The organism is Streptomyces sp. MMCC 100 (genome assembly GCF_041538145.2).
In the GTDB taxonomy this organism is placed as follows: domain Bacteria; phylum Actinomycetota; class Actinomycetes; order Streptomycetales; family Streptomycetaceae; genus Streptomyces.
In genome coordinates, this window is sequence record NZ_JBGORK020000001.1 from 4,460,515 (window position 1) to 4,486,942 (window position 26,428).

The window sequence follows — 26,428 nt, forward strand, 5'->3', positions numbered from 1 at the left end:
GAGTACCCAGGCGTCGTGGGCTCAGACGTACGACCACGCCGTGGTCTGCGCCGGGCGTCCGGTGGATGGGCCACCTGGCGCACGCGGGTACGGACCGGACGGTTCCGGGTCCGCGCCGCGCGCGGGGCTCGGGTGACAGGCGTCGGGGTGACGAGGCGTCGGGGTTACGAGGCGGTGGGTTCGGTGAGCTCGTCGCCGAGGGTTGCCCGTGAGCCGTCAGCCGCCGGTTCCGCCGGTCTCGGCGGTCTCCGGGGGCCCCGTGGTCTCGCGGGCCGCGCCGGACGGGCAGTCGTCGCTGGAGCGGCCGGCCAGCCGGCCGCCGGGCTGCTCGACGGTGACCTGTGCGCTCCCCAGTGCCGGGTCCTGCCGCAGCCGGGCGACGGCGACCGTACAGGCCAGTTGGTCGACGGCCGTGTCGCTGAGGCTTCCGGCGGTCCGCGGCAGCTGGACGTTGACCACCGCGCCGTCGGTGCGGATGGTGGGAGCCACGGCGGCGGGCGGCAGTTCGGTCGTCAGTCCGCTCCGCCGCTCCTGGGGGTCCGGCCCCTTGAACAGCATGAGCACGGCGCTGCCGAGGTCGGTCGAGCCCGCCACGGTGCGGGAGACCGCCGTCAGGGCGCCGTCCGTGACGAAGTAGAGCGGGACCTTGACGAGGGGCACCGGCTCGGGCGCGGTCTCCGACGGCGCGGCCGTGACGCCCGGCTGCAGGACACCGGTCGCGGGTTCGCCCGCCTCGACCACTCCGGTCTCGGGGATGCCGCAGGCGGAGAGCGGGAGCAGCGCCGCGAACAGGACGGGGAGCGCGCGCCGGGCGTTTCGGCCGGGCCGGCCCCGGCCGAGCGGCTGCGTACGCGGGGCCGTGGTGGCCGTCCGTGATCGCGCCGACGGGTTCATGTCCGGGCCTCCATCGCCGAGTCGGAGTCCGTGTCCGAGTCCGTGTCCGTGTCCGAGTCCGCATGCGGATCCGGGCCCGGGCCCGGGTCCGGGTCCGGACGCGGGTCCGCATGCGAGTCCGGGGCCGAGTGCGTCCTCCGGTCCTCCGTGTCGTCCGGCCGCAGCGGCAGGACGACCGTGAAGACGGCGCCGCCCTCCGGATGGTTGGCCGCCCGGACGGTGCCGTCGTGCAGGCGTGCGTTCTCCGTGGCGATGGCCAGCCCGAGGCCGCTGCCCTCGCTGCGGGCGCGGGCGTCGGCCGACTTGTAGAAGCGGTCGAAGACATGGGGCAGGACGTTCTCGGGGATGCCGTCCCCTCCGTCGCGGACCGTGACGACGGCCTGCCTCCCGGCGTGCGGGTCGTCCTGGACACGGAGGTCCAGGCGGACCGGGGGCGCGCCGTGCCTGAGGGCGTTGGCGACGAGGTTCGCCACGATCACGTCGAGGCGGCGCGGGTCGACCCGGCCGCGCAGCTCCCCCGGTCGCGGCAGGCCGGTCTCCACGGTGTCCTGCCAGCCGCGGGAGGCGAGCGTGCGGCGCAGCGACTCGGCGAGGTCGATCTCGTCCAGGTGCAGGGCCGCCGCGCCCGCGTCGAACCGGGAGATCTCCATCAGGTCGTCCACCAGGGCGGCCAGCTTCGTGGTCTCCGTGCTGATGAGCCGTACGGCCGTCGCGGTGTCGTCGTCCAGGCCGGCCGCGTCCTCGTCCAGCACGTCCGCGACCGCCGACATCGCCGCCAGCGGAGTACGCAGTTCGTGCGAGACGTCCGCGGCGAAGCGGCGGGCGCCGGCCTCCATGCGCCGCAGTTCCGCCACCGAGCCCTCCAGCGCCGCGGCGGTCTCGTTGAAGGTGCGGGACAGGTCCGCGAGTTCGTCGGAGCCCTGCACCGCGAGCCGGGTGTCCAGGCGGCCCTCGGCGATGCTGCGGGTCGCCCGGCGCAGCGCCCGCACCGGCCGCAGGACGCCGCGAGCGGCGAGGAGCGCGATCAGGACGGCCAGGACCAGGGCCGGCACGGTGGCGCGTTCGATGGCGGTGACCAGCGCGTCGACGTAACCCTGCTCCTCCTGCTGCGGCACGGTGAGGTAGACCTCCAGGCCGGAGGCGCGCCGCTCGGTGCTGTACTGGCCGGCGAAGGTGACGGGCATGCCGACGACCAGTGAGGAGTGGCCGTCGTGCGACACGCGCTGGAACACGGTGGCCCGGCGGGAGCGCACGGACTCGCGCATCGCCGGGGACAGTTCCGCGAACGAGTCCCCGGGGGCGGAGGTGGCCCGGGCCTCCCGGTAGGCGACCAGCACCCGCCACGGCTGGGACCGCCCGCCCCTGGACACGTCGTCGGCGAACGACTGCAGGCCGGCCGCGTCGGGCGGGAAACGGTAGTTGGGGACCAGGGCGTTGACGCGGTGCCGGAAGTCCTCGATCACCGTGTCCTGGCTCTGCTGCAGGACCCCGGTCCGTGCCTCGCGGAAGGTCAGCGCGCCGGTGGTCACCGTGGCCACGACGGCGACGAGGGTGAAAGCCACCACCAGCCGCAGGCGCAGCCCCATCAGCGCGCGCAGCACCGGCGGAACCCTCACCGGGGTCCGAACCGGTAGCCGAAGCCGCGCACGGTGTGGACGTAGCGCGGACTGCCCGGGACTTCGCCGATCTTGGACCGCAGTCGCTTGACGCAGGCGTCCACGAGCCGCGCGTCCCCGTGGTAGTTGTGCTCCCACACGGCCTCGAGGAGCTGCTGACGGCTGAACACCTGTCCGGCGGAGGCGGACAGGGTGAGCAGCAGCCGCAGTTCGGAGGGGCCGAGGGCGACCGGGCGTCCCTGGTGGGTGACGGTCAGTCCGGCCCGGTCGATGACCAGGTCACCGTGATGCTCGGTGCGCGGCGTGCCCTGGTCGTCCGAGGCGCTGCCCACGCGGCGGAGCACGGCGCGTATGCGCGCGTCCAGCACGCGGGCGCGGACCGGTTTGACGACGTAGTCGTCGGCTCCGGACTCGAGTCCGACGACGATGTCGGTGTCGTCGCCGCGGGCGGTGGCCATGATGATCGGCACCTGGTCGTGGGCGCGTATGCGGCGGCACACCTCCAGTCCGGACATGCCCGGCAGCATCAGGTCGAGGACCACGGCCTCGGGCCGGAACGACCGGAGCTGTTCCAGACCGTCCTCACCCGTCGCGGCGGCGGCGACCTCGTGCCCCTGCCGGCGCAGGGCGAGCAGCACGCCGTCCCGGACGGCGCGGTCGTCTTCGATGATCAGGACCCGTGGCATGGACCTCAGTATGCGCGTGCGCGGGTGGGAGTCCGCGTACGGGTGACGGCTGTTACACAGCGGTCCAAAAGGCGTCCACGCACGATCACACGCCGGGGGCACGCTTTGTGATCATGAACGAGCGCCGCCGACCGACTCCCCCACCGCCCTCCGCCACGGACCGCAGCCGCCGCGGCGGCCGTGCCCGCCGCCGACGGGGCGGCCGGCCCCGCCTGCTGTGGCCGGGGCTCGCGGCCGGGACCGTCCTGGTGCTCGCCGGTGGCCTGGCCCTCAAGGGGACCACGGAACCCACCGACCGCTCCACGGACACGGCCGGTGCGGCCTCGGCGACGGGGACCGGCGGGACGGCGGAGGCGCGGAAGGACGAGCCCACGCCCGAGCCGGAGAAGGAGAGGGACGAGAAGAAGGAGGACACCGAGAGGGGTGAAGAGAAGGGGACGGAGGAGAAACCGGACCCCGGCTCGATTCCGGCGTCCGGACCCGGGACCTTCGCGACCGCCGAGGGCGGCGGCGACCGGGTCGGCGGGAGCGGGCGGACGCTGACGTACGTGGTGCAGGTCGAGGACGGCATCGGGATCTCGGCGCAGGAGGTCGCGACCGAGGTCGAGCGCGTCCTCGCCGACGAACGGGGCTGGACGGCCGACGGGAAGGTGGGGTTCCGGCGGGTGTCCGGCGGCACCTCGGACTTCCGGGTGCGGCTCGCCACGGCGGCGACGGTGGACGACATATGCGGCCAGTACGGCCTGGACACCGGCGGCGAGGTCAACTGCGACGTGGGCCAGGACGTCATGGTCAACCTCAAGCGTTGGCTGCTGGCCACGCAGTACTACGCGGACGACGTGACGTCGTACCGGGCCTTGATCATCAATCACGAGGTCGGGCACTTCCTCGGCCACGGTCACGAGGGGTGCCCGGGAGCGGGGCGTCCGGCGCCGGTGATGATGCAGCAGATCAAGGGGCTGCACGGCTGCCGCACCAACGTCTGGCCCTACGACGCCGAGGGCCGGCCGATCACGGGGCCCGCTCTCGGCTGACCGAACTGTCGACGGGACCGGTCCTCCGACCCGTACGGCACCCTCGTGGTGGCCTTCGGCGGCAACCGGGTCGCCCCGTGGCCGTCACGCCTTGTGGCCCTCGGGGGGCACGCCGTTGGCCCTGGCCGCGTCGGCGAGGGCCTGGGCGGCGGCCTCCGCGGCCTGCGCCGTGTCGCTGGCCGCCTGTGCGGCGCCCTCGTCGGACGGGTTCTCCCGGGTGGCCGGCGACTGCGGCAGCGCTTCGGTGAAGGCGCGGGACACTCCCTGGAGCGCGGAGGTGACCTCGCTGGGGATGACCCAGAACGTGCTGCCCGAGCCCTGCGCCAGCTGGGGCAGCACCTGGAGGTACTGGTAGGCCAGCAGCTTGGGGTCGGGGTCGTTGCGGTGCACGGCCTGGAAGACCTCGTCGATGGCCCGGGACTGCCCCTCCGCCTTGAGGATCTCGGCGGTGCGGTTGCCCTCGGCGCGCAGGACGGCGGCCTGCTTGTCGCCCTCGGCGGTGAGGATCTGCGACTGGCGCTGGCCTTCCGCGCCCAGGATCGCGGCCCGCTTGTCCCGCTCGGCCCGCATCTGCTTCTGCATGGCGTCCTTGATGGACTGCGGCGGGTCGATCGCCTTGATCTCCACCCGGTTCACCCGCAGCCCCCATTTGCCGGTGGCCTCGTCGAGCACCCCGCGCAGTTGGCTGTTGATGGTGTCGCGCGAGGTGAGGGTCTTCTCCAGATCCATGGATCCCACCACGTTGCGCAAGGTGGTGACGGTGAGCTGTTCGACCGCCTGGAGGAAGTTCGCGATCTCGTAGAAGGCCGCGCGCGGATCGGTGACCTGGAAGTACAGCACGGTGTCGATCTCGACTACCAGGTTGTCCTCGGTGATGACCGGTTGGGGCTTGAAGGAGACGACCTGCTCGCGCAGGTCGATCACCGGATAGACCCGGTCGATGTACGGAATGACCACGCTGAGCCCGGGTTTCAGCGTGCGGTGGTAGCGGCCGAGCCGTTCGACGTTTCGGGCGCGGGCCTGCGGCACGATGCGCACCGCCCGTACCACGGTGAAAACGGCGAGAAGCGCGACGATCACACCGGCGATGAGGAACGCCGAGGCTTCCATGGTCACTCCCGGGGATAGACGAATGCGGTGGTGCCGCTGATCTCCAGGACGTCGACGGTCGCACCCCGGGGAATCACCAGCGTCTCGTCGTAGGAACGGGCCGTCCATTCCTCACCGCCGATACGGACCCTCCCCTCCATTCCCGTCACGTCGGAGACGACGTAGGCGGCCTGGCCGACCAGGGCGTCCACGCCGAATCGCTCGGTCTGGGGCTGGAGCAGGTGGCGGAGGGCGACGGGGCGCAGGAAGAGGAGGGTGACAGCGGCGACGACCGTGAACACCAGGAATTGAAAAGGCGTGGAAAGACCGGCCGCCGCGGATCCGGAAGTGATCAGCGCGGCCACTCCGAGCATTCCGAGCGCGGCGGTCAGGGTGAAGATCTCCGCCACGATCAGAACCGCCGAAACGATCAGCCAGATCAGCCACGGATCCATTGCGACCCCCTTCCGCTTTTCAATTATTTTACCGGCTTTCGGGAAAAGCGGACCCGTTCGTCATCGGTGGGCGTCGGGAAGCCGGTCCGCGGCGCACCGCCCCACGGCTCGGTGCCCGCGGGGCGGCGCGCGCCGCGGTCGGCGCGCGCCGGTCCGTCACGGTCACGCGAGCATTCGGTCATTCCGCCATTCGGTCATTCGGTCACGCGGCCGCGCAGGCTCCGAGGTCTTCCCAGACACCCCACTCGCCGGTGGTGCCGGGCTCCTCGCCCGTCACCCACCACTTGGCGCGCCAGTTGTGACCGCCGTAGGAGACGGTGTCGCCGCCGCCGTAGACGCTGCCGGCGTTCCACAGCGGCGCGTCGCAGGCGCCCGGGTCTCCGTCTCCACCGCCGTCGCCGCCTCCGTCGCCGCCTCCGTCACCTCCGCCGCTGCCGCCGATGTTGACGTCGATGCAGGAGTAGAAGGCGTTGCCGGTGTCCGCCACGTTCCAGACGGCCAGCACCTTCTGGCGGCCGGTGAAGCCGCCGAAGTTCACCTGATGACTCACGTCCGGGGCCGGCTGCGCACCGTTGCCGTCGAATTCGGCGATCTTCTGGTTGCCGATGAAGTACTGCCAGTTGGCGGTGGCGTGCCGTGCCGTGTGGTGCCAGGTGAAGGTGTGCGTGGTGCCGACCGGTGTGACCCGCCAGCCCTTGCTGTCGTCGTCGAGTTCGGCGAACTGGCTGTTTCCGCCGCTGCAGCTGTTCAGACCCTTCGGGCCCTCGACGCTCTGCGGCTCGTACTTGATCTGACCGCAGTCGACGATCCCCGCGGCGCACTGGTCCTGCCGGCTGCCGGGCGAGGTCACCCACCCGTGGGCGTTGGCCATGCTCGCCGGAAGGCTGACGGCGAGCAGCGGAGCGACCAGCGCCCCGACCGCGAAGGCCACCCGTCTCTTGGTGCGCATGTCGTGCCCCTTTCGGATACAGGTCTAGACCTGACAAGTTCAGGTCTAGACCATAGCGGCGGAGCCGGTCCGGTCAAGAGCCCGCGCAACATCAACCGGCAACCGACGGTGCGGACTTGACGCGACTCCCCTCGCGGGCAACTCGTTGCGCTATTGGTCTAGACAAGGGTCGTCGTGATGGTTGACAGTCGAATGGGCCGCGCGTCTCCCCCCTCCCTCGGGACGCCGTCGGCCCCGCCCCGTGCTGCGCACCATCCCCACCGACCGCCCGGTCCCTCCGCGGTCCCTCCGCGGTCGCTGCGCAAGAGAGGAGCACCACCGTTGGAAGCGCTGGAAAAACGCAGGGAGCACGTGATCGCGCTCTTCCGCATCGTCGTAGGCCTGCTGTTCGCCTGCCACGGAGCCGCCACCCTCTTCGACGTCCTGGGCGGTCCACGCGGAGCCGCACCCGGCTTCGCCGCGTGGCCCGGCTGGTGGGCCGCAGTGGTGCAACTCGTCGGCGGCACACTGGTGCTGTGCGGCCTCGCTACCCGTACCGCGGCCATCCTGTGCTCCGGGTCCATGGCCTACGCCTACTTCGTCGAGCACCAGCCCGACGGGCTCTTCCCCATCGAGAACGGCGGGGAGAACGCGGCCATGTTCTGCTGGTCCTTCCTCCTGGTCGCCGCCGTCGGCCCGGGCCGCTGGAGTCTGGCCTCCCGCCTGCGCCCCCGCCGGGGGGAGGGCGGCCGGTCGGTCACCAGGGCGCTGCCCACGGACACGCCGACGTCCGCCTGAGCGGACGCGTGCCGGCCACGCCGACGGTCGGCACGCCCGGCTCCGTCCTGCCCTCCGCCCCGAAGACGGACGCGGTCACGCCGTCACCCACGGTGCCGAGCGCTCCAGCTGTGCCCCCAGGGCGAGCAGCGTCCCCTCTCCGCCGAGCCGGGCGGCGAACTGGACACCGAGCGGCAGACCCCGGCCGTCGTGGCCGAAGGGGACGGACATCGCCGGCATGCCGGTGACGTTGTGGATGCCGGTGAAGGCGGCGTAGACGGAGGCGTGCCGGTAGATCGACCCGGCGGCCGGAAGGGCGCGGCAGGTCTCGTACAGCACCCGGGTGAAGGGCTCGACGTCGTCGTCGACCAGGGGCCTGCCGAGCCGGTCCAGCCGGGCGTCGATCTGGGCGACCAGGTCGGCACCCATCAGCACGCCCGAGGTACGGCCGACGTCGTCGGGCCGGTACCGGGCGGTGGTCTCGACAACAGCGCTCCCGAACGGTGAGAAGAGATGGGCGCCGGCTGTTTTGCCGCGGGCCGCCGGGGCAGATGCCTTCACCCGGGCCGTCGCGGCCGAGGTGCGCGGCCACGACGACCGCGAGCAGTTCCTCGCCGGAAGCACCCTCGCCCTCGCCGGTATCACGGCACTTCACCGGACCGGCCAGTAGAACCGGCCGCGACCGCTCGCCGCCGAGGCGACCTTCGACGTGTGCGCCGTCTCACGCATCCCGAAGCCTCCCAAGTTGCGTGGGTCACTGCGTAAATGCCCCTTTCGCGCCCATGCTCGAAGCAGGAGGCGCCGCCCGAAGTGCCGCGCACCGCCGACGACTTGGCCGCCCCGTACTGAAGTGAGCCACGCCACAGCACGCGTGACGCTCCCCTTCCCCGACAGCTCACCCGCTTCGCCCCTCGCCCGAACACCTGCACACCTGCACACCTGCACACAGCAGACTCCGTAGAAAGGTGCCGATTGTGGCCGCATACCTGTGCCCTCCCGCCGTGATACACGGCGAGCACTCCGTGGACACCCGAGAGATCGTGGCGGAAGTACACGGCCGGCACCCACACGCGGCGTGGGCCCCGAGGGTCGACGGCATCGCGGCCAGTACGGGTATCGAGACCCGCGGCTGGATGCTTCCCCTGGAGGCCGCCGTCGCGCCCGGCAACGGGAGCGGTCCGGGGTCCGCAGGCGCAGGGCCCGCCCGGGAGGCGCTGATCCGCGACGGGTTCACCGAGCAGGACGCGGACCGCGTGATCGCCGCTCTCGAGGCGGTACCCGCACCGCAGACCGTTCAGGAGCGCACCGCGCCGGCCTGGGAGGCCGTGCAGTCCTACGGGGAGCGTGCGGCGCGCGGAGCCCTGCAGATCGCCGGACTGGACGCCGCGGACGTCGACTGCCTGATCACCAGCAACTCCACCACCCCGGCACTGCCCGGACTGGACGTCGCCCTGGCCAACCGGCTTCCGCTGCGCGGCGACACCATGCTGCTGCCCGCCACGCAGTGGGCCTGTGTGGCCGGGACCCGTTCCCTGGCGCTGGCGGCTGATCTGGTGGCGGCGGACCCCGACCGGGTGGTCCTGGTCGTGATCTCCGAGGCGCTGAGCACGACCTATCAGCCCGCGGACGACACCCTGGAATCCCTGATCGTCCGGCTGCTGTTCGCGGACACCGCGGTCGCCGCGGTGGTCACGGGCCGCCCGAGGCCCGAGTCGGTGCTCCGGCTGGACGCCTCCTGGCACCACACCCTGCCGGGCACGCAGGACCTGCACCGCCTGGAGACGCGGGCGGACGGCACCCACTTCGTGATGGACCGCCGCGGGCCGCGGGCGGTGCAGGACACGGTCACCGCGATGTGGGAGTGGCTCCGTGTCCGTTACGAGGACGACCCCGCCTGCTGGCACCCCGACGTCCTGCTCGCGCACCCCGGCGGTACCCGGGTGCTGGAGTACATGGAGCAGACGATGCCCGACGAGTGGCCGTCGGGGCTCCTGGAGTACAGCCGGGACAGCTACACCAGCGGCAACCGCGGGGGCGCCGCCGTGTTCGACATCCTGCGCCGGGCACACGACGCCGGGCAGAAGGCCGGCAGCCGTGCCGTCCTGTACGCGGCGGCCCCCGGCCTCACGGCCACCGCTCTGGAAGGGGAGTGGCTGTAAGGGGGAGGCTGCGGAGATCGGAGACGGGGCACCGTCACTGTCCGTGTCTGCTGCGAGATCCGCTGGTGTGGGCGAAGCGTCCGCGGGTGTTATTGAATGGGGTGTGCGGTCGGGATACTCGGGGGCTCTTCCGCACGGGTTCGGGTACGGCCCCGGCACTGTGCCGGGGGTGGCGAGTGAGCTGAGGGAGCCGCATGGACTCCACACCCCCCTCTTCGTCCTCGTCGCCGTTCGACCTGGTCAGCAGCGCCTTGGGGCGCTACATCCCGCGTGGCGGAGCGGCGGGGCCCGACCCTGCCGAGTCGCAGGCCGACCCCGCCGGACACCCGCCGGATCACGACGGTCCGGCAGGCGGCCGTCAGGAGCAGATCCTCGGTGCGGTCAATCTCGACCGGGAGCTGAGAGTCACCCACCGCAATCTCGAGGCCCCCGTCTTCGCGGGGCTGGACGCCGTGATCGGGAGTCCGTTCGTCGATCTCCTGCCGCGGGGGGACGTACCGACGGTCACCCGGCGGTTGCGGCAGGTCCTGGAGACCGGTGAGGCGCACGTCGCCCGGGTCCAGCGCCTGCGGCGGGCCGACGGGTCGGAGCTGGTGGTCTCGATGAGCATCCTGCCCGCAGCGGCTCCCCAGGAGGGCCTGACCGTCTCCTTGATCGCCATGGCCAGGCGGCTTCACCTGTACGCCGCCGAGACCGCGATCGGCACCTCGCTGGACATCGGCGAGACCGCGCAGTCGCTCGCGGAGTCCCTGCTGGCCTGGGGAGACGTGGCCGCCATCGACCTCGACTTCGCGGTGTGGACGGGCGAGGGCGTCACCGAGCGGGCGCAGGGCCGCATCCGGCTGCGGCGGGCGGCCCTGGTTCCGGACCGGGCGTGGCCCGAGGGCTACGTCACCCTGGGCGAAGACCTCCCGAGCGACGCGAGTCGTCTGCTGGCGCAGGCGATACGGCGGGCCGACGCCCCGCAGTCCGTCGTCATCCCCGACCGCGAGGCGATCGAGCGCGTACTCGGAAGTCCGCGGCTGGTACGTGCCCTCGTGCCGGGGGACCGGTCGGCGGGGGTGGCGTGCGTGCCGCTGGTCCTGGAAGGCGATCCGCCGGTCGTCCTGGGCGTGGCGGAGGTCTGGCGGCGGGCGGACCGTCCCTTCGCCGACAGCGAGCTGTTCGACCTGCAGGAACTGGTGGCCAGGACCTCGCATCACGTGGATCTGGCCCGCCAGCACCAGCGCGAGCACACGCAGGTGCTGGCCCTGCAGCGCCGGCTGCTGCCGCGGTCCGGCGGTGGCACCGTCCAGACCGCCAGCGTCTACCAGCCCACCACCCCCGACAGCGCGGGCGTCGGCGGGGACTGGGTGAACAGCTTCCCGCTGCCGGACGGACGTACCGCGCTGGTGGTCGGTGACGTCGTCGGCCACGGCCTGGGAGCCGCGGCGACCATGGGCCAGTTGAGCATGGAGGCCCGCGCGCTGCTGTCCGCGGGGCTCGCGCCCGACGAGGTGCTGGAGCACCTGGACGAGACCGTGTCACTGCTGGACGACGCGGAGTCCGGGCTGGCGGCCGGCTACAGCGCCCTCGGGTCGACCTGCTGCATCGCCGTCTACGACCCCGTCAGCCACCGGGTGGCGTTGTCCAGCGCGGGCCACCTCCCCCCGATCCTGGTGTCGCCGGACGGACGCGCCGGCCCCCTCGCGGTCCACCCGCACCCCGGTCTGGGCGCCGAGTTCGCGCTGCGGGAGCCGTTCGGCGTGCACACGTTCGTCGCGCCCCCGGGCTCCCTGCTCGCCCTCTACACGGACGGCCTGGTCGAGGATCCGGCCGTGCCGATCGACGAGGGCATCGGCAGGCTGGCGGACGCCGTGTCCGCGGTGCACCCCTGGGACACGCTGCAGCAGGCCGCGCGGCGGGTGGTCTCCGAGGTGATGCCGGCGCACCAGCGCGACGACGTGACCCTGCTGCTCGCGCGCATGATCGGCTACCGGAAGGGGGACACCGCCACCTGGCGGCTGCCCGCCCGCGACGACGCGGCCGCGCGGGCCCGCGCGCTGGTCTCCGCGCTGCTGCGGCAGTGGCGCACCAGGGACAGCACCCGGGACAGCGTGCTGCTCCTGGTCAGCGAGCTCGTCACCAACGCGGTCCGCTACGCGGGCGGCCCCATCACGGTGCGGCTGATCAGGGCCGGTCCCGGCCTGCTGTGCGAGGTCGGCGACACCGGCAACGGCAGGCCGCGGCTGGGCCGTGGCGCGCTCCTCGACGACGGTGGCCGCGGCCTGCACGTGGTGCACCGGCTCACCACCCGGTGGGGGGTGCGCTGGACGGAGACGGGCAAGGTGGTCTGGGCGGAGGTCGTGCGGTGAGGTGGCTGCGGGACCGTACGCCCGGTGTCTGAAGGGAACCGGGGCACAGGGAAGCGACGTCCGAAGCACAAGATCGCCGAAGCACAGGATCACAGTGCGCCCCAAGGAGCTCGAGATGACCGGCACGGCCACCCGTTACCTCTACCTCGCCCGGCACGGCGAAGCGTCACCGGACGAGAGCGAGCTGACGGACACCGGTCGGCGCCAGGCAACCCTCCTCGGCCGACGCCTGCGGGACATCCCGTTCACCGCCGTCCACCACGGCCCCCTGCCGCGGGCGGAACAGACCGCGCGCCTGGTCGCGGACCAACTGGCCGGCGTCACTCCGCGCGTCTCGGAGATCGCCGGCGACTACGTGCCCCACATACCGGAGCGGTCCGAACTCCCGGCCGAGTCGGCGGAATTCTACCTCCGTTTCCTCGCCGGTGCCGATGACGAGGAACGCAAGCACGGTCCACGGCTCGCCCGCCAGGCGCTGCGCCGGTTCACGGGGGCGGTGACGGACGGCACGGAGGACCGGCACGAACTGGTCGTCACCCACAACTTCCTCATCGCCTGGCTGGTCCGGGACGCCATGCACGCGCCGAAGTGGCGGTGGCTCGGCCTCAACCACTGCAACGCGGCCCTCACCGTCATCCGCTACGCCCCCGGCCGGGCGGCCTCCGTCCTCCTCTCCAACGACATGCGGCACCTGCCGGCCGAGCTGCGGTGGACGGGTTTCCCGCCCGGAGTGCGGGTCTGACGAGGACACGCCCCGGCGCGCTGCCCGGCTCTCCGGTTCGTTCAGCCATTGGGCGAGAACGAGGCGGTTGACCACCGCCGCCCTGGGAACCCAGGACGGCATGATCCTCCGAAACATCGTGTGGGGGTGCGCGGCGGGCGCTGCCGGTACGAGCGCGCTGAACGCCGTCAGCTACGCCGACATGGCGGTGCGGGGCCGAGCGGCCAGTAACGTGCCCTCGGCCGTGGTGGACAGGCTCACCGCCCGGTCGGGCCATCCGCTGCCGGACACGGCGGGACGCGAGAACCGGCTCTCCGCACTGGGGGCGCTGGCGGGCATCGCCACGGGAGCCGGTGTCGGCGTCGCGGCGTCGCTGCTCCACGGAGCCGGGGGACGCGCTCCACTGTGGCTGGGCGCCCTGCTCACCGGAGCGTCGGCGATGGCCTGCACGGACGTGCCCATCGCCCGTCTCGGGGTCAGCGACCCCAGAACCTGGAGCAGCCGCGACTGGGCCTCGGACGTGGTCCCGCACCTCGCGTACGGCCTGGTCACCTACGGCATCGTCACGGCGTCGCAGCGGCGGCACTGAGGGTGCTGCCGGCCCGGCGATCCGCACGACCGTCGTGTGCCCCTGCCCGCCGTCCCACCTCTTCGGCACCAGCATTCCGGCCACCGCCATCAAGCTGGTCGCAGGGCTCGTCACGGGCTGGGACCACCGGATGGACGCACGAACGCGTCGTCGAATCGCTCAGGTCCGGACCGCAGACACGACGGTCGTGCTCGCAAGCGGACCTGCCCGGGGCCGAGGGCCGAGGGGCCCCGGACCGTCTCAGGGTCTCGATCCGTCGACAAGCGCCGCTTATCACCTCATCGAAACCACCTCTTTGACACTTTCCGGACAGGGATGAAAGCTGCTTCCGCGCACAGCGCACGAACGCGGTCGCGGTTCCCGGCCGCGGGACCGCACCCGCACAGGCGCCCGGCCGAGCCGGACGCCAGAGTGTTGGATGCACGCTCCGACCGGGAGGTTTCCATCGACGTCGAGGAGCTGCTGGGCGACGGGCAGCAGGCGAAGGCGGTCGATCCGGCGCCGGCGACGCCGACTGCCTGCGGCAGGTGGCGCCGCGTGCGGAGCAACTCGGTTGGGCGACGGACGACATGGACGAGGTGATGGACCACGCTCACCGGGACCCGCAGGAGGCGACCGCCGAAAGCCGAGCGCCGGGCCCGTCGTCGTCCGTCCGCCCCGCGCAGTCATGCGCGAAGAACTGTTCACCCTCCCCCGAGGTCATGGTGTCCCTGTCCATCCGATCCGTGCGGAAGCCGTTCCCGCAGCGCTCCCGGTTCCCCCGTCGGGAACCGCACGACCGGGCCCGGTGATCCGCCGGTCATGCTCTCTCCGCGCCGCGTCCTGCGGACCGTTTCCCGGCACGGCTTCAGGCGCTTCACGACCGACGCGGTCCGCACACTCGCGCCCCGCGGTGCCTTCGCCCTGCACTCGGCGGACGGTGCCCTTCTCTTCGCGGCACGCTCGGCACTGGCCATGGGCTGGCTGGCACTGCCGCTCACCCGGGCGGGGCGTCCCGACCTCGCCGTGTACGCCATGCTGGGCAGCTTCACGACCACGTTCGGCCGCAACCTGCCGTACCCACGGCGCGCCCGCGCGCTCGCCGTCGTCGCGGTGGCCATGACGGCCTGCGTAGGCTGCGGATCGGCCCTGGGCGCCTGGGCCCGGCCCTGGGCGGGCGGAGCAGGAGACGCGGTCGTGGTCGCGGCGACCGCGGTCGTCGCCGGGCTGGCCAAGCTGGCCTGTGACGCGACGCGACTGAGCGGGCTGGGAGCGGTCATGCTGCTGTTCTCGTTCGCCGTGGCGGCCAATGACCCCTCGACCATTGCCGATGTCCTCCCCCAGACCGCGCTGGCCGCCGCGGGAGCCGTGGCGGCGTGGGCCCTCGGTATATCGGGGTGGCTCGTCCACCCCGACCGTCCGCAGCGGCTGGCCGTGGCCGCGGCGCTGCGGGCGGTGGCCGATCTCCTGGTCGCCCCGTCCGAGGCTGCCGCGGGCCGGGCTCGGCACCTGGCGACCCACGCCGTGCTCAACGCCTACCGTTCGCTCGGGCTCGTACCGGCCACGGAACCGCTGCGGCACCACCGCGCCTCGTCCTTCGTACGGCTCAGTCACCTGTCCTGGTCGTTGCTGGTCGGCTCGGCACGCCAGGGCCTCACCGACCCGGTGGGCACTGCGACCCTCCTGCGCCGGCAGGCCCGCCTCCTGACGGACCGGCGTCGCAGGGCTCCTGCTCTGCTGCCCGAGCTGCCGTGGCCGCCGGGACCGGAGCCCGAGGGGCGGGGGACGCCGGCGACAGGTTCCGGCCGGGCACCGGTCGACCGCGTCGCCCGGCGTGCGGCCGAGCTGCTGGGCCTGCGGCGCCTCGGCATCCCCGATCACGTCTCCGTGCTGGCCATACCCGCACTGCGGATGGCCCTGGGCACCGCGGCCGCCGGCGGGCTGGCCGTGCTCCTGGGCCTGCACCACGGATACTGGGCGGCGATCTCGGCAGCCGCCGTACTGCACTCCGTCAACCTGAGGACCACCGCCCAGCGAGCCGTGCAGCGCACCGTCGGAACGGTCTTCGGAGTGCTGCTGGCCCTCGCCGTGCTGGGCATGCATCCGGCTCCCGTGGCGCTCACGGTGGTCGTCGTGCTGATGGAGTTCCTGCTGGAGTACATCGTGGTGCGCAACTACGGTCTGGGGGTCGTGTTCATCACCCCCATCGCGCTGTTGCTGAGCGAGCTGGCCGAACCGGCCCCCGCCGGCGAGCTGGTCCATCACCGGCTGCTGGGCAGTCTCCTCGGGATCGTCGTCGGCCTGCTGTGCGCGATGGTGGTCGTCCACGACCACGCCGCCCAGCGGACCGAACGCGCCCTCGCCGCGTGCAGGAGGTCGGCTGAACATGCCGAGTCGGCGCTCGAGGAGACGTCGAAACCATCGCCCGCAGTCCAGGCGCAACTGGCCGCGGCCGTGGTGGAGCTGCGCGAGGCCGACGACGCGGCCGCCGGCGAGCTGTGGCCCGCAGGACTGGACCCCGCCGAGGTCGCGGCCGCCGAGGAGAGCGCGTACGACCTGCTGGAGAAGCTGCACCGCCGTCCGTCGGCATGACGCCGGTCCGTTTTCCGGCGACGGGAAGGGTAGACCCACAACGTGCTATTCCGTCAGCTCGAGTACCTGGTCGCCCTCTCCAGGGAACATCACTTCGCCCATGCCGCGCAGACCTGCCGCGTCTCCCAGCCCGCTCTGTCCGAGGCGATCCGGAAGCTGGAGGAGGAACTGGACGTTCCGCTGGTCCGGCGCACCCGTAAGTACGAGGGCCTCACACCCGAGGGCGAGCGCATCGTCGTCTGGGCCCAGCGCATCCTGGCCGACCGTGACGCGCTCCGGGACGAGGTCGGCGCCCTGCGGACCGGACTCAGCGGCGCCCTGCGCATCGGTTCCGTACCCACCGCCTCGGGGGCGGTGTCCCTGCTCACCGCCCCGTTCTGCGCCATGCACCCGCTGGTGACGGTGCAGGTCCGGGCCGACCTGCAGTCCGAGGACATTCTCCGGCAACTGCTCAGCTTCGAGATCGAGGCCGGAATCACCTACCTTCAGAACCTGCCCGACGCATTCCGGGCAGCGCCTCTCTACGAGGAGCGCCATGTGCTGCTCACACACATCACGGACGGACCTGCGCACCGGGCGACGGCGACCTGGGAGGAAGCCTCCCGGCTGCCGCTGTGCCTGCTGAACGGTTCCATGCAGGGGCGGCGGGTGGTCGACGCGCTGTTCGCCGAGATCGGGCTGCGCCCCTCGCCCCGGATCGAAACCGATTCGGTGGCCACGCTGTTCGCACACGTCAGGACGGCCCGTTGGGCCAGTGTCGTGCCGCACACGTGGCTGCACGTCTTCGGCATCCCCCAGGGAATGCGGGCCGTGCCGCTCGTCGGACCGGCGCGGACGGTGCCGGTGGGACTCGTGGTCAGCGCGCGGGCGCCGGGTTCGACCATGGCCCGCGCCCTGCTGGAGGTCGCCCGGCACACCGACGTGGCCTCCGCACTGGAGCGTCTCCCCGGCAACCCGTCGGCCACGTAGTTTTCGGCAGCCGCACTGCGTCATGCCCGCTGGATAGCTGCTGCCCCGGCCGCATGAGATTCTGGAAGACGCGAAGAGCGGAACGGAGGGACCGGAATGGCTGAGAAATTCTCCGTGGGAGACCACGTGCGCTGGAACTCGGAGGCCGGGCACGTGGAAGGCGTCATCATCAAAAGGCATACGCGGGACGTGGAATTCAAGGGATATACGCGGCACTGCTCCGAGGACGACCCGCAATACGAAATAAAGAGTGACAGGACCGATCACGTCGCCATGCACAAGGGTGGAGCCCTGACGAAGGCTCAGTGACTGATCCCGTGCCCAGGAGCAACCCGTCCACCAGCCCGTCCACCAGCCCGCCCGCCGGTCGGTACGGCCGGGTCCACACGATCGGGCATTCGACGCGCGGATTCGACGAGGTGCTGGAGATGCTGCGCGAGCACGACATCACCTGCCTGGTCGACGTCCGCTCCTTCCCTTCGTCGAGAAAGTATCCCCAGTGGAACCGGGCGGCCCTCGTCGAGGCTTTGCCGTCCGACATCGCATACCGTTGGATTCCTCGGCTCGGAGGCCGGCGGTACACCCCCAAGAACGTCGCCAGTGAAAATGGCGCGTGGCGGGTGAAGGCGTTCCGTGATTACGCCGATTACATGGCGGGCGACGCGTTCGCGGAGGGCCTGGACGAACTGATCGGACTGGCGAAGCGTGAGCGGCCCGCGGTCATGTGCAGCGAGGCGGTGCCGTGGCGGTGCCACCGGCGGCTGATCACGGACGCGCTGCTGGTCGCCGGAGTGGAGGTCGTGCACATCATGTCGAGGACGACCACGAAACCGGCTGTCCTGAACGAGCACGCACGGGTCCGCGACGGCCGGCTGATCTACCCGCCGCCCGGCCCGGAGTCGCCGTGACCTTCGTCGACGACGTCCGGGAAGCGGTGCGCTCGATCCCCGCGGGCGCCGGTCCTTCTCGAGTCTGCGGCGCGGCCGCCTTCATGCGCATGCGCAGCCAGTCGAGTCGGGCGGTTGGTCTCGGTCGAGGACTCACCCCGGGAGGATCGAGGTGACTTCGTGGACCACGGCCGAACTCCTCGCCGCTCCGCGGCACGTCAACCGGGTCGACGGAGAGCGGTACGCCCGCACCTCGACGTCGAACGACGGGGCTCGGGGCGGGCAGCCCGCGACACGGATCCTCCAGCGGTCGCCGTCGCGGGACGTTTCGGTGACCGCGTAGTCGTGCCGGCCTGCCGGTCCGACGTGTCCGAGTACGGCGGCGACAGCGGCCTGCTGCGCCGGAAAGAGGTCCGTGTACCCCCGTAGGTGCTCCGCGTGAATCCGACCGGCCAGATGCGCCTCGATCGCCGCGACGGACGACCTGCCGTCGAGGCCGCCGTAGTAGACGCCGTCGGGCGCGACGACGACGTTGGCGGCGAAACGGTCGCCGCCGACGTGCGCGCACTCCCACACCAGGTCCGGCCAGCGCTCGCTCAGCGCACGCGCCACGGGCCGCCCGCGGATCGCGCAGCACGGGTCGTGCTGACCGTGCGCACAGACGAGGAGGACGGGCGGGTGACCGACTTCTCCCGGGGCGCCGAGGGCATCCACGATCCCGGCCAGGTCCGCGTCCGAGTTCCACGTACCCCACTGCTGGCGGTAGGCCCCGGAACCGTCGTAGCGCAGTACGGCCCAGCGGGGGACGGGCCCCGAAGACGCGCGACGGCCGTGCCGCCTCACCAGGAGCACCCGCGCCCGCGCCGCCCGGGCGGCGCGGTACACGCGTGCTTTGACGCCGGGCTCGAAGTCGAGGCCGTCGAAACCGTTGGGCGGCCAGCCTCCCCGGTACTCGACGAGAACCCAGACACCGCCGTACGGGGCCGTACCGGCGATCGGGTCGCCGCGTACGCGGGCGGCGTCGGAACAGAAGAAGGGGCCTGCCGCATCCGCCGGGGACATCACGATGCGGCGGGCACCACTACGCCCGCACGAAGCAGTCTCCCGACGAGTCCGACGCCGAGGTCGCCGGCCCTGTGTGTTTCCCCGCCGAGCACGAGGGCGACGGACGCCAGGTCGTCCTCGGGGAACTCGAGCCGGCCCACGCGGGTACGCAGGAGCCGGCCCTCCAGTCGCGGCTCCAGTCCGTCGCGCAGCCGTACCTCGGAATCGGGACCGAGCCCGTCGACTGCCTCGAACTGGACCAGCGGTCCCAACGGCGCAGGCCGTCCCTGCCCGCGCCGGGTGCGGTGGAACAGCGGTGCGGGGTCCACCTCTTCGACGGCGGCGGCGAGGAGGTTCCGGACGGTGTCGATCTCGTCGTCCGGCTCCTCGATGCCCAGGGGGAGGGTGGTGCGCATGCGGGGGTCGTCGCGCAGCACCGCGAGGGCCGACTGCGCGAGCTGCTCGGCCAGCGCGTACCGCGTCCAGTTGTGGATGCCCAGCGTCAAGTGGATCGAGACCGCGCCCTGTGCCTGGGCGGAGTGCAGCCACCCCCGCGGCAGGTAGAGGGTGTCACCGGGCTCGAGCACGGTGTCGATGTGGGCGTCGTCCTTCGCCGCCTCGGCGACGGCGGAGCGCCGGTCGGTCCAGGGCTGGTCACGCAGCGGGTCGGCGTGGACCGGCTCGTGGATCAGCCAGCGCTTGGTGCCCTGGATCTGCACGACGAAGACGTCGTGCACGTCGTAGTGGTCGTCGAACCCACGGTTCTGCGGTGGAGTGACGTAGGCGTTGGCCTGCACCGGGTGCCCGAGTTCCGCACTCAGCGCGGCGACGAAGCCGCCGAGCGGCTCCCACGTGCGTTGGAGGGCCTGCAGCACCAGGGTGGCGCCGTCGGCGAAGGCGCGCCACACGGCGGTGTCGTCGAGCTGGTCGGGGATGGTGGATCCGACGCCGGCGGACGCGGTGAACGACGCGTCGGGAAGTGCGGAGCCGTCCTTGGCCACACGGAGGAACGGTGTGCGCAGCCCGCGTCGCGAGATCAGCTCGTCCACGGCGTCCGCGGAGAACAGATCGGAGAAGTCATCCGCTCGCCGTGTGTGCAGCGCTGTCCGCGCCCAGACGTCACGGGCGAATTCGCCCCGGCTCATGTCGATCAGACGGTTCAGCGCCCCGGCGCCTGCTGTCGCAGGGCCACGGCGCTGGGATCCGCTCGGGGAGGTACTCAAGTGCCGCTGGAGGACTCGTCCGCACCACCGTCGGCCCCACCGTCATGCACACCGGGCGTCCCGGCCGCACCACCGTCCGCAGGACCCTCCGCACCACCATCGGCCCCACCGTCATGCACACCGGGCGTCCCGGCCGCACCACCGTCCGCAGGACCCTCCGCACCACCATCGGCCCCACCGTCATGCACACCGGGCGTCCCGGCCGCACCACCGTCCGCGGGACCTTCTTGCTGGTTGGGGTCTTGCTCGGGGTTGGTCATGATTCCTCCCGCAGGTCGGGCAGGTGAGGACCGGGCTCCCGTTGCGGAGGTCTCATCACCGCACAGAGCGGTCCCTCGTGGGACATCCCCCCACAAACACCGTAGCGCCACCCGGCGAAAGCCTCGATTCGAGCAAGAACCTGGCCGCCGGGCGGTCAGCCGATCCGGTCGCACCCGCCGCAGCCCCGAGGGGGGTGGGTACGGGTGCGCGGCTGATCAGCCGCGCACCACCCGCACCTCCCTGTCTGCCGCGTCCTCGACCCCGTCAACGATCCGGTACCGAACGCGGAGTTCACGGTCAGCGACACCATGGGGCGCAAGGTGGTCGGCGGCGGTACGGACCCCTTNCGGGTGCGCGGCTGATCAGCCGCGCACCCGTACCCACCCCCCTCGGGTGCGCGGCTGATCAGCCGGCGGCACGTCGACTACTGCCGTACGTCCTCCGCCGTCTGTCCTTCCGTACTCGTCCGAGCCCTGCCGGCCTGACCCGCCGGCCGTCCCGTCGCGGCCCGACGCTCCGCGGCCGCGCGTTCACGCCGTACCTCGCCACCGACGCTCCGGACGACACCGTCGACCTGTTCGTCCGGGGGCTCCAGGTATGCGGGACACGCACCTTCGCCCTCTATGACCCCGACCTGGCGCCGCCCGGGAGGGCGGTGTGCTCCTGGCTTGCCCCAGGCGGGTTTTGACCACGAACGGTCGAGCAGCACTGTTCCGGACAGCGGCTCGCGAAACGGCTGGAGGCATCCTGAGTCAGGAAGTCAGGTCTCGTCCCTCGGAGCTGCCGGCCGTTGGGGCGGAGGGGTCTTCTGTCCGTGGACGGTCGTCGGCGGTGGCGTTCTGTCGTGGCGTGGTGTCATGCGTATGTGTGGGAAGACCCGGCGGGGTCCGGGGGAGGCAGGAGAACAGTGCCAGGAGGAGGGCGAGGGCCGCGCCCGCGGTGACGATGCGTCCGACACGGCGCAGCCTGCTTCGGGTGTCGAGGCTCCGCCATTGTGGTGCGGTCTTCGTGTCGTCGCTCCAGAGTTCGCCGACGGGGCTCTGCCCGGCACCAGGTTCTCGGGGGCGCGCGGCGATGCGTTCCCGGGCGGTCGGCTCGACGGGGGCGGATCCTCGGATGGCTTTCTCGCTGTCGGTGAGGAACTTCCGCCACTCGGACGCGGGGACGGGGTCGTGCACGTCAGCGCTCCTGCCTGCCACCGTCGCCGGCGCGTCGTGCCCGGTTTCGCGGGGGTGTGTCGGATTCGAGGCGTACGAAGGGGGTCGCGTGCCCGGCGCGGCGCAACGCCGACGCGCTGCCGTCGGCGGGCAGGCCCATGAACGCGCACAGTCGGCGGGCGGTGCGGGGGCGGCGCGCGCCGTACTCCTCCATGATCGCGGCGCCGTCCCCCGGGGAGAGGAAGTAGGCGGTGACGGCGTGGTGCCGGTTGCCGAACTGCAGGACGGTCTTCGGCTGCGCGCGGAGGTTGCGGTACCAGTCGGCACCCGGGCCGAAACCCGAGGCGACGGTCCATGCCCGGGAGTCCGGTTCGTACGCCACCACTTCGAGGACGACCCGGCGGTCCAGTCCTGAAACCCGCCCCGCGTGGTGCAGCAGTAGGAGGCGCTGGCCGAAGACCGGGCCGAGACCGGCGCGGAACAGCAGGACGGGGATACGGGCGATTGCCCGGCGCCATCCCGTGGGCGGGGAAGGCCGCGGGGTAACCGTGTCCTTGTCGGGCATGTCCGCCTCCCGGTGCGGATGGACGTCGAATCCGGCTTCAGTGGGGCAGACGGTCCGTCGACGAATGGTTCATCTCAGAAAGTTTTGCATAGTCTAAATATGTCGGGGAGGGTCGGGAGAAGTGCTGAGTCCGACCTGTTGTCGCTCCGTGACCGCGGCGCGGTTCGCCGTCTCTGACCCGGCCGTTCCGCGTCTCTTGCCGCTGGGCTGGTGCCACCGCCGTGTGGACGAGGGCTTCGGCACGGTAGAAAGGGAGCATGACCGAGCAGGAGAGCCCGCTGGGAGCCACGGACGACGTGGATGCCGTCACCCGAGAGGTGCTGACCGCGTCGCGGTTGCTGGTCGCGGTGTCCGCCCGTTCTCTGGCCGCGGTCGAGGAACGGGTGACGCTGGCGCAGTTCCGCATGCTGGTGGTGCTCACGAGAGGGGCGACCAAGCTGGTCACGCTCGCAGAGCAGTTGCAGGTCGCGCCGTCCACGGCGATGCGCATGGTTGACCGCCTGATCGCGGCAGGCCTCGCCGCCCGGCAGCTCAACCCCCGCAACCGCCGGGAGACGCTGCTGCAGCTCACGGAGGAAGGGCGTCGCACGGTCGAGCACGTCACGGCCCGACGGCGTTCCGAGATCGCCGGAATCGTGGAAATGCTCACCCCTACACAGCGGCTGGCGCTCATCGAAGCCCTGGCCGCCTTCAACCGGGCCGGAGCCGAGCCCCTCGCCCCGACCTCGGACATCGCCGAGACCCACCCGTTGGGATGGGTGGTGGACCTTCCGGCGGCTCACGACGTGTGACGTCGCCTGCCCGGAGCCGAAGGGCCGAGCGCCGTCACGGCGCCCACCCTGCCGCCCGGCTTCGAGCGGTGGGCCGTCTCGACATGTACGGCACGCAGCGCGCTGTGCGGGCTCAGCCACCCTCTGGGGCTCCCGTCCGCCGAGTCGAACACCGGCAGTCCGGTGCCGGGGGCGGAGACGAGAGCGGCCAAGGCCCGGGTCACGGGCTGGTCCGCAGTGACGCGGGCGGTCGGCACGGCGAGGCGGCCGACGTGCTCGGGGGCGCTGTCCGGTTGCTCCGCGAGTGCCTCGGCCACCGCCTGGGCGGTCACGACACCGACATACGTGCCGGAGGCGTCGATCACGGGGAGTCCTCCGTGGCCGGACAGGCTCAGGCGGTCGGCCGCCTCGACCAGACTGGTGGCCGCGGGCAGCGGTGCGGGCAGCGGCTCCATCACGGCGCCGATCCGCTGGGCGCCGATCGGCGCACCCCGAACGGGCCCCGAGAGGTCGATGCCGCGACGGCGCAGCTTGAGCGTGTAGATGGTGTCCCTCGACAGCAGGCGGCTCACGGTTGTGGACAGCACGATGGCCAGCATCAGTGGCAGGATGATGCTGTACTCGCCGGTCAGTTCGAAGAGGATCACCACCGCCGTGATCGGGGCACGGGCGGCCCCGGCGAACACGGAACCCATCCCCACCAGGGCGTACGCCCCCACGGGCCCCGCGGTCCCCGGCAGCAGGCCATGGACCGCGGTGCCGTAGGCGGTGCCGAGCATCGCGCCGATGAAGAGGCTGGGCGCGAAGACGCCGCCCGAACCCCCGATACCGATCGTCAGGCTGGTCGCGAGCACCTTGCCGGCCAGCAGGAGCAGCAGGAATCCCATCGCGTACCCGCCCTCGGTGGCCTTCTGAAGCACCGGGTAGCCGACGCCGTACATCTCGGGCAGGACGAGGAGGAGCAGGCCGAGCGCCAGCCCTCCGACTGCCGGGCGCAGCCACTCCGGGCCGCGCCACAGCCAGTCACAGGCGTCCTCGATCAGGTAAAGAATCTTGGAGAAGCCCACCCCCGCCAGGGCGGCGACGAGGCCGAGCAGGGCGAAGAGGCCGTACTGGGCGAGGTGGCCGACGTGGAAGTCCGGCAGGTCGAGGAATGCGACGTCGCCCAGAGCGGCGCGTCCGATCACGCTCGCGGTGACGCTGGACAGGACCGTGGCACCGAACGCCTCCGCGCTCATGGTGCCGAGGATGAGCTCCATGGCGAAGAAGACGCCGGCGAGCGGGGCGTTGAAGGTCGCGGCGATGCCCGCCGCGGCCCCGCAGGCGACCAGCAGTCTCATCCGTCCCTCGGTCACCTTGGCCACGCGGCCCAGGGTGGAGCCGAGTGCGGAGCCGATCTGCACGATCGGCCCTTCCCGGCCGACCGAGCCTCCCGAGCCGATCGTCAGCGCCGAGGCGAGGGTCTTGACCACCGCGACTTTGGGGCTGATCCGTCCACCGCGCTGGGCGACCGCGACCATGACTTCGGGCACCCCGTGGCCCCGGGCCTCCCTGGCGAACCGGTGGACGAGCGGACCGTACAGGAGTCCGCCGAGTACCGGCGCCACCAGGACGAAATACGGGCCCAGCCAGGGCACATGCGGGTTGGCCGTTCCGGGCGCGGCCGCGTAGTCGGTGTGGCCGGAGAACAGGTGAGTGAAGACGCCGATGCACCAGCGGAAGACGAGCGACCCCACTCCGGCACCCGCGCCGACGACCACCGCCAGTGCCATCAAACCCCAGGGTGCCGAGCGCAGCCCCGCGCGCCCGGGTGCGTTGGCCGGACGGGCTGCCGGAAGGCCCGGCCCATGGCCTGCTGTGGTGCCGGTCGTGGTCATTCCACTCCTCTCCTACTTTTGCATTATGCAAAACGTGGAGAGCCGACGCTATACCCGCAGACGTCGGGGACCAATCCACCTGATGTTGCGGGACAGGGGGTCGCTGACGCTCGGAAGCCTGGGGCGCCCCGGACGTTGCTGTCAGCTATGAAGATCAGCCAAGCTTCCGGAGTCAGCGGCATAAGCGCGAGGTCGTTGCGGTACTACGACGATGAGGGCCTGAAGGATGTTGCAGAAGGCCGTGATCGGGCAGGTCGGAGCGGTGTTCGGACATGTGTGGTCATGCGGCGAGGGCGAGGTTGTGCGTGCGGGCGGGACGATCGGCCCGGTGTTGATGTGGGCGCCGTCATCACCGAGGACCGTCGGCACCTTCGCAGTGCGCATCCAGGCCGGAGTTCCGCCGTTGCGCGGCGAGGTCCCCGGAACGGCGATCGCGCGAGCAGTGTGTGGAAGTGGCGAGCGGCAGCCCCTTGAGGCAGGAGCAGGCGTGTGACAGCTCCTGCGCTTTGGTCGTATCTGCCAGATCGGTATTCCCTAGCCTCTGCAGACGTCGCCTCGCGTGACCTTCGCGGTCGCACGGTCGATACTGCCCTTGCAGGACTCTTGTCGGTCTGTAGCCGACTCGCCGTGAAAACCTGACGCTATGTCATCAAGGTCAGCATTGAGCCAGCGTCAGTACCGCCAGAACCCGCTCACGACCGCCACCGACCGTCAAGGTCACGAACTGACCTCCATGACTCTGACCAGCAAAGACACAGGTCAGACGCCCGCCTGCCAACCTGCCTAGGAGATAGCCTTGAGGATGCTCATCAACGTTCCCGAGACCGTCGTCGCGGACGCGCTGCGCGGTATGGCGGCCGCCCATCCCGAGTTGACCGTGGATGTCGAGAACAGGGTGATCGTGCGGCGGGACGCCCCCGTGGCCGGGCAGGTCGCTCTGGTGTCGGGGGGTGGTTCCGGGCACGAGCCGCTGCACGGCGGGTTCGTGGGGCCCGGGATGCTGTCGGCCGCCTGTCCGGGTGAGGTCTTCACCTCGCCGGTGCCGGACCAGATGGTGCGGGCCGCGGCGGCCGTGGACAGCGGGGCCGGGGTGCTCTTCGTCGTCAAGAACTACACCGGTGACGTGCTCAACTTCGACATGGCCGCCGAACTGGCCGAGGACGAGGGCATCCAGGTCGCGAAGGTGCTGGTCAACGACGACGTGGCGGTGACGGACAGCCTCTACACGGCCGGGCGGCGCGGCACGGGGGCGACCCTGTTCGTGGAGAAGATCGCCGGGGCGGCGGCGCGTGAGGGCCGGCCGCTGGAGCAGGTGGAGGCGATCGCCCGCCGGGTCAACGACAGCTCCCGCAGTTTCGGGGTGGCGCTCAGCGCCGTCACGACGCCGGCCAAGGGCAGCCCCACCTTCGACCTCCCCTCCGGTGAGCTGGAACTGGGCATCGGCATCCACGGGGAGCCCGGCCGGGAGCGGCGCCCGATGATGACCTCGGGCGAGATCGCCGAGGCCGCCGTGGACGCGGTGCTGACCGACCTCGGCCCGCGCAACCCCGTCCTCGTCCTGGTCAACGGCATGGGCGCGACGCCGCTGCTCGAGCTGTACGGATTCAACGCCGAGGTGCAGCGCGTACTGGGCGAGCGGGGTGTGGCCGTCGCCCGCACCCTCGTCGGGAACTACGTCACCTCCCTGGACATGGCCGGCGCCTCGGTCACCCTGTGCGAGATCGACGAGGAACTGCTCGGACTGTGGGACGCGCCGGTCAGCACCCCGGGCCTGAGGTGGGGCATGTGACGGCGAGCGGGGG

The 26,428-nt window shown here is 71.8% G+C and carries 23 protein-coding genes and 2 pseudogenes; 14 read left to right on the plus strand and 11 right to left on the minus strand.

All coding sequences use genetic code 11. The annotated features are described in order from the left end of the window. Positions 1-216: 216 nt before the first annotated feature. Genes ABS735_RS20805 through ABS735_RS20815 form a run of 3 tightly spaced genes read right to left on the minus strand, consistent with a single transcriptional unit; the run spans position 217 to position 3,196 of the window. On the minus strand, positions 217-894 hold the full coding sequence (locus ABS735_RS20805; protein WP_373901149.1) for a GerMN domain-containing protein: 678 nt from the start codon (positions 892-894) through the stop codon (positions 217-219). Then, positions 891-2,480, minus strand: coding sequence for an ATP-binding protein (locus ABS735_RS20810; RefSeq protein ID WP_373901285.1), 1,590 nt, complete (start codon positions 2,478-2,480; stop codon positions 891-893). Before ABS735_RS20810 ends, ABS735_RS20805 begins: the two co-directional genes overlap by 4 nt. 26 nt (positions 2,481-2,506) lie before the next feature. After that, positions 2,507-3,196, minus strand: a complete 690-nt coding sequence (locus tag ABS735_RS20815) for a response regulator (protein ID WP_373901147.1) — start codon at positions 3,194-3,196, stop codon at positions 2,507-2,509. A gap of 113 nt (positions 3,197-3,309) precedes the next feature. Between ABS735_RS20815 and ABS735_RS20820 the strand changes: the two genes are divergently transcribed. After that, a complete protein-coding gene (locus ABS735_RS20820; protein WP_373901145.1) occupies positions 3,310-4,230 on the plus strand; it encodes a DUF3152 domain-containing protein in 921 nt (306 codons plus the stop codon). Between the two features lie 84 nt (positions 4,231-4,314). Here the strand turns inward: ABS735_RS20820 and ABS735_RS20825 are convergent, their stop codons facing one another. From ABS735_RS20825 to ABS735_RS20835, 3 genes are all read right to left on the minus strand, one after another. Continuing rightward, positions 4,315-5,340: an SPFH domain-containing protein gene (locus tag ABS735_RS20825; RefSeq protein ID WP_373901144.1), complete on the minus strand. Its 1,026-nt coding sequence runs from the start codon at positions 5,338-5,340 to the stop codon at positions 4,315-4,317. A gap of 2 nt (positions 5,341-5,342) precedes the next feature. Beyond that, positions 5,343-5,774, minus strand: a complete 432-nt coding sequence (locus ABS735_RS20830; RefSeq protein ID WP_373901143.1) for an NfeD family protein — start codon at positions 5,772-5,774, stop codon at positions 5,343-5,345. A gap of 202 nt (positions 5,775-5,976) precedes the next feature. After that, a complete protein-coding gene (locus ABS735_RS20835; RefSeq protein ID WP_373901142.1) occupies positions 5,977-6,723 on the minus strand; it encodes a lytic polysaccharide monooxygenase in 747 nt (248 codons plus the stop codon). A 321-nt stretch (positions 6,724-7,044) separates the two neighbouring features. Here ABS735_RS20835 and ABS735_RS20840 point away from each other — a divergent pair, with 321 nt between their 5' ends. Then, entirely contained in the window at positions 7,045-7,500 is a 456-nt protein-coding gene (locus tag ABS735_RS20840; RefSeq protein WP_373901141.1) for a DoxX family protein, read from the plus strand. 75 nt (positions 7,501-7,575) lie between these two features. Here the strand turns inward: ABS735_RS20840 and ABS735_RS20845 are convergent, their stop codons facing one another. Then, complete coding sequence (locus ABS735_RS20845) at positions 7,576-8,040, minus strand: hypothetical protein (RefSeq protein WP_373901293.1); 465 nt, start codon at positions 8,038-8,040, stop codon at positions 7,576-7,578. Between ABS735_RS20845 and ABS735_RS20850 the strand changes: the two are divergent. The 9 genes and pseudogenes from ABS735_RS20850 to ABS735_RS20890 form a co-directional block, all read left to right on the plus strand. Beyond that, a pseudogene (locus ABS735_RS20850) lies at positions 8,036-8,149 on the plus strand (TetR/AcrR family transcriptional regulator); the annotation flags it as partial. The gene ABS735_RS20845 and the pseudogene ABS735_RS20850 sit on opposite strands and share 5 nt — an antisense overlap. A 304-nt stretch (positions 8,150-8,453) precedes the next feature. Beyond that, positions 8,454-9,638 (plus strand): type III polyketide synthase, encoded by a 1,185-nt coding sequence (locus ABS735_RS20855; protein ID WP_373901140.1) that lies wholly within the window; start codon positions 8,454-8,456, stop codon positions 9,636-9,638. A 194-nt stretch (positions 9,639-9,832) separates the two neighbouring features. After that, the gene (locus ABS735_RS20860) at positions 9,833-11,992 is read left to right on the plus strand and encodes a SpoIIE family protein phosphatase (protein WP_373901139.1); all 2,160 of its coding nucleotides are present in this window, start codon (positions 9,833-9,835) and stop codon (positions 11,990-11,992) included. 115 nt (positions 11,993-12,107) lie between these two features. After that, positions 12,108-12,734, plus strand: coding sequence for a histidine phosphatase family protein (locus ABS735_RS20865; RefSeq protein ID WP_373901138.1), 627 nt, complete (start codon positions 12,108-12,110; stop codon positions 12,732-12,734). A 103-nt stretch (positions 12,735-12,837) separates the two neighbouring features. After that, positions 12,838-13,302: a hypothetical protein gene (locus ABS735_RS20870; protein ID WP_373901284.1), complete on the plus strand. Its 465-nt coding sequence runs from the start codon at positions 12,838-12,840 to the stop codon at positions 13,300-13,302. An 801-nt stretch (positions 13,303-14,103) separates the two neighbouring features. Then, positions 14,104-15,873 carry an FUSC family protein gene (locus ABS735_RS20875; RefSeq protein ID WP_373901137.1) on the plus strand — a complete coding sequence of 590 codons (1,770 nt, stop codon included), beginning with the start codon at positions 14,104-14,106 and terminating at the stop codon, positions 15,871-15,873. 42 nt (positions 15,874-15,915) lie between these two features. Beyond that, positions 15,916-16,842 (plus strand): LysR family transcriptional regulator, encoded by a 927-nt coding sequence (locus ABS735_RS20880; RefSeq protein WP_373901136.1) that lies wholly within the window; start codon positions 15,916-15,918, stop codon positions 16,840-16,842. Between the two features lie 96 nt (positions 16,843-16,938). Continuing rightward, the gene (locus ABS735_RS20885; RefSeq protein ID WP_373901135.1) at positions 16,939-17,151 is read left to right on the plus strand and encodes a hypervirulence associated TUDOR domain-containing protein; all 213 of its coding nucleotides are present in this window, start codon (positions 16,939-16,941) and stop codon (positions 17,149-17,151) included. Between the two features lie 80 nt (positions 17,152-17,231). Beyond that, complete coding sequence (locus ABS735_RS20890; protein WP_476755887.1) at positions 17,232-17,750, plus strand: DUF488 domain-containing protein; 519 nt, start codon at positions 17,232-17,234, stop codon at positions 17,748-17,750. A 132-nt stretch (positions 17,751-17,882) separates the two neighbouring features. On the opposite strand, the gene ABS735_RS20895 is transcribed toward ABS735_RS20890, so the two are convergent. Both ABS735_RS20895 and ABS735_RS20900 read right to left on the minus strand, forming a co-directional pair. Next, a complete protein-coding gene (locus ABS735_RS20895; protein ID WP_373901132.1) occupies positions 17,883-18,791 on the minus strand; it encodes a sucrase ferredoxin in 909 nt (302 codons plus the stop codon). After that, complete coding sequence (locus tag ABS735_RS20900) at positions 18,791-19,996, minus strand: cupin domain-containing protein (protein WP_373901131.1); 1,206 nt, start codon at positions 19,994-19,996, stop codon at positions 18,791-18,793. Before ABS735_RS20900 ends, ABS735_RS20895 begins: the two co-directional genes overlap by 1 nt. Positions 19,997-20,502: 506 nt before the next feature. On the opposite strand from ABS735_RS20900, the pseudogene ABS735_RS20905 reads away from it, so the two are divergent. Further along, positions 20,503-20,601 (plus strand): annotated as a pseudogene (locus tag ABS735_RS20905) (YceI family protein); the annotation flags it as partial. Between the two features lie 835 nt (positions 20,602-21,436). Here the strand turns inward: ABS735_RS20905 and ABS735_RS20910 are convergent. Further along, on the minus strand, positions 21,437-21,979 hold the full coding sequence (locus ABS735_RS20910; RefSeq protein WP_373901129.1) for a nitroreductase family deazaflavin-dependent oxidoreductase: 543 nt from the start codon (positions 21,977-21,979) through the stop codon (positions 21,437-21,439). 257 nt (positions 21,980-22,236) lie between these two features. Between ABS735_RS20910 and ABS735_RS20915 the strand changes: the two genes are divergently transcribed. Then, positions 22,237-22,770 (plus strand): MarR family winged helix-turn-helix transcriptional regulator, encoded by a 534-nt coding sequence (locus ABS735_RS20915; protein ID WP_373901128.1) that lies wholly within the window; start codon positions 22,237-22,239, stop codon positions 22,768-22,770. Here ABS735_RS20915 and ABS735_RS20920 read toward each other — a convergent pair. Continuing rightward, positions 22,758-24,521: a chloride channel protein gene (locus ABS735_RS20920; RefSeq protein ID WP_373901127.1), complete on the minus strand. Its 1,764-nt coding sequence runs from the start codon at positions 24,519-24,521 to the stop codon at positions 22,758-22,760. The two genes, ABS735_RS20915 and ABS735_RS20920, sit on opposite strands and share 13 nt — an antisense overlap. A 901-nt stretch (positions 24,522-25,422) precedes the next feature. On the opposite strand from ABS735_RS20920, the gene dhaK reads away from it, so the two are divergent. Then, complete coding sequence (gene dhaK / locus ABS735_RS20925; protein WP_087811023.1) at positions 25,423-26,415, plus strand: dihydroxyacetone kinase subunit DhaK; 993 nt, start codon at positions 25,423-25,425, stop codon at positions 26,413-26,415. The last annotated feature ends 13 nt before the right edge of the window (positions 26,416-26,428 follow it).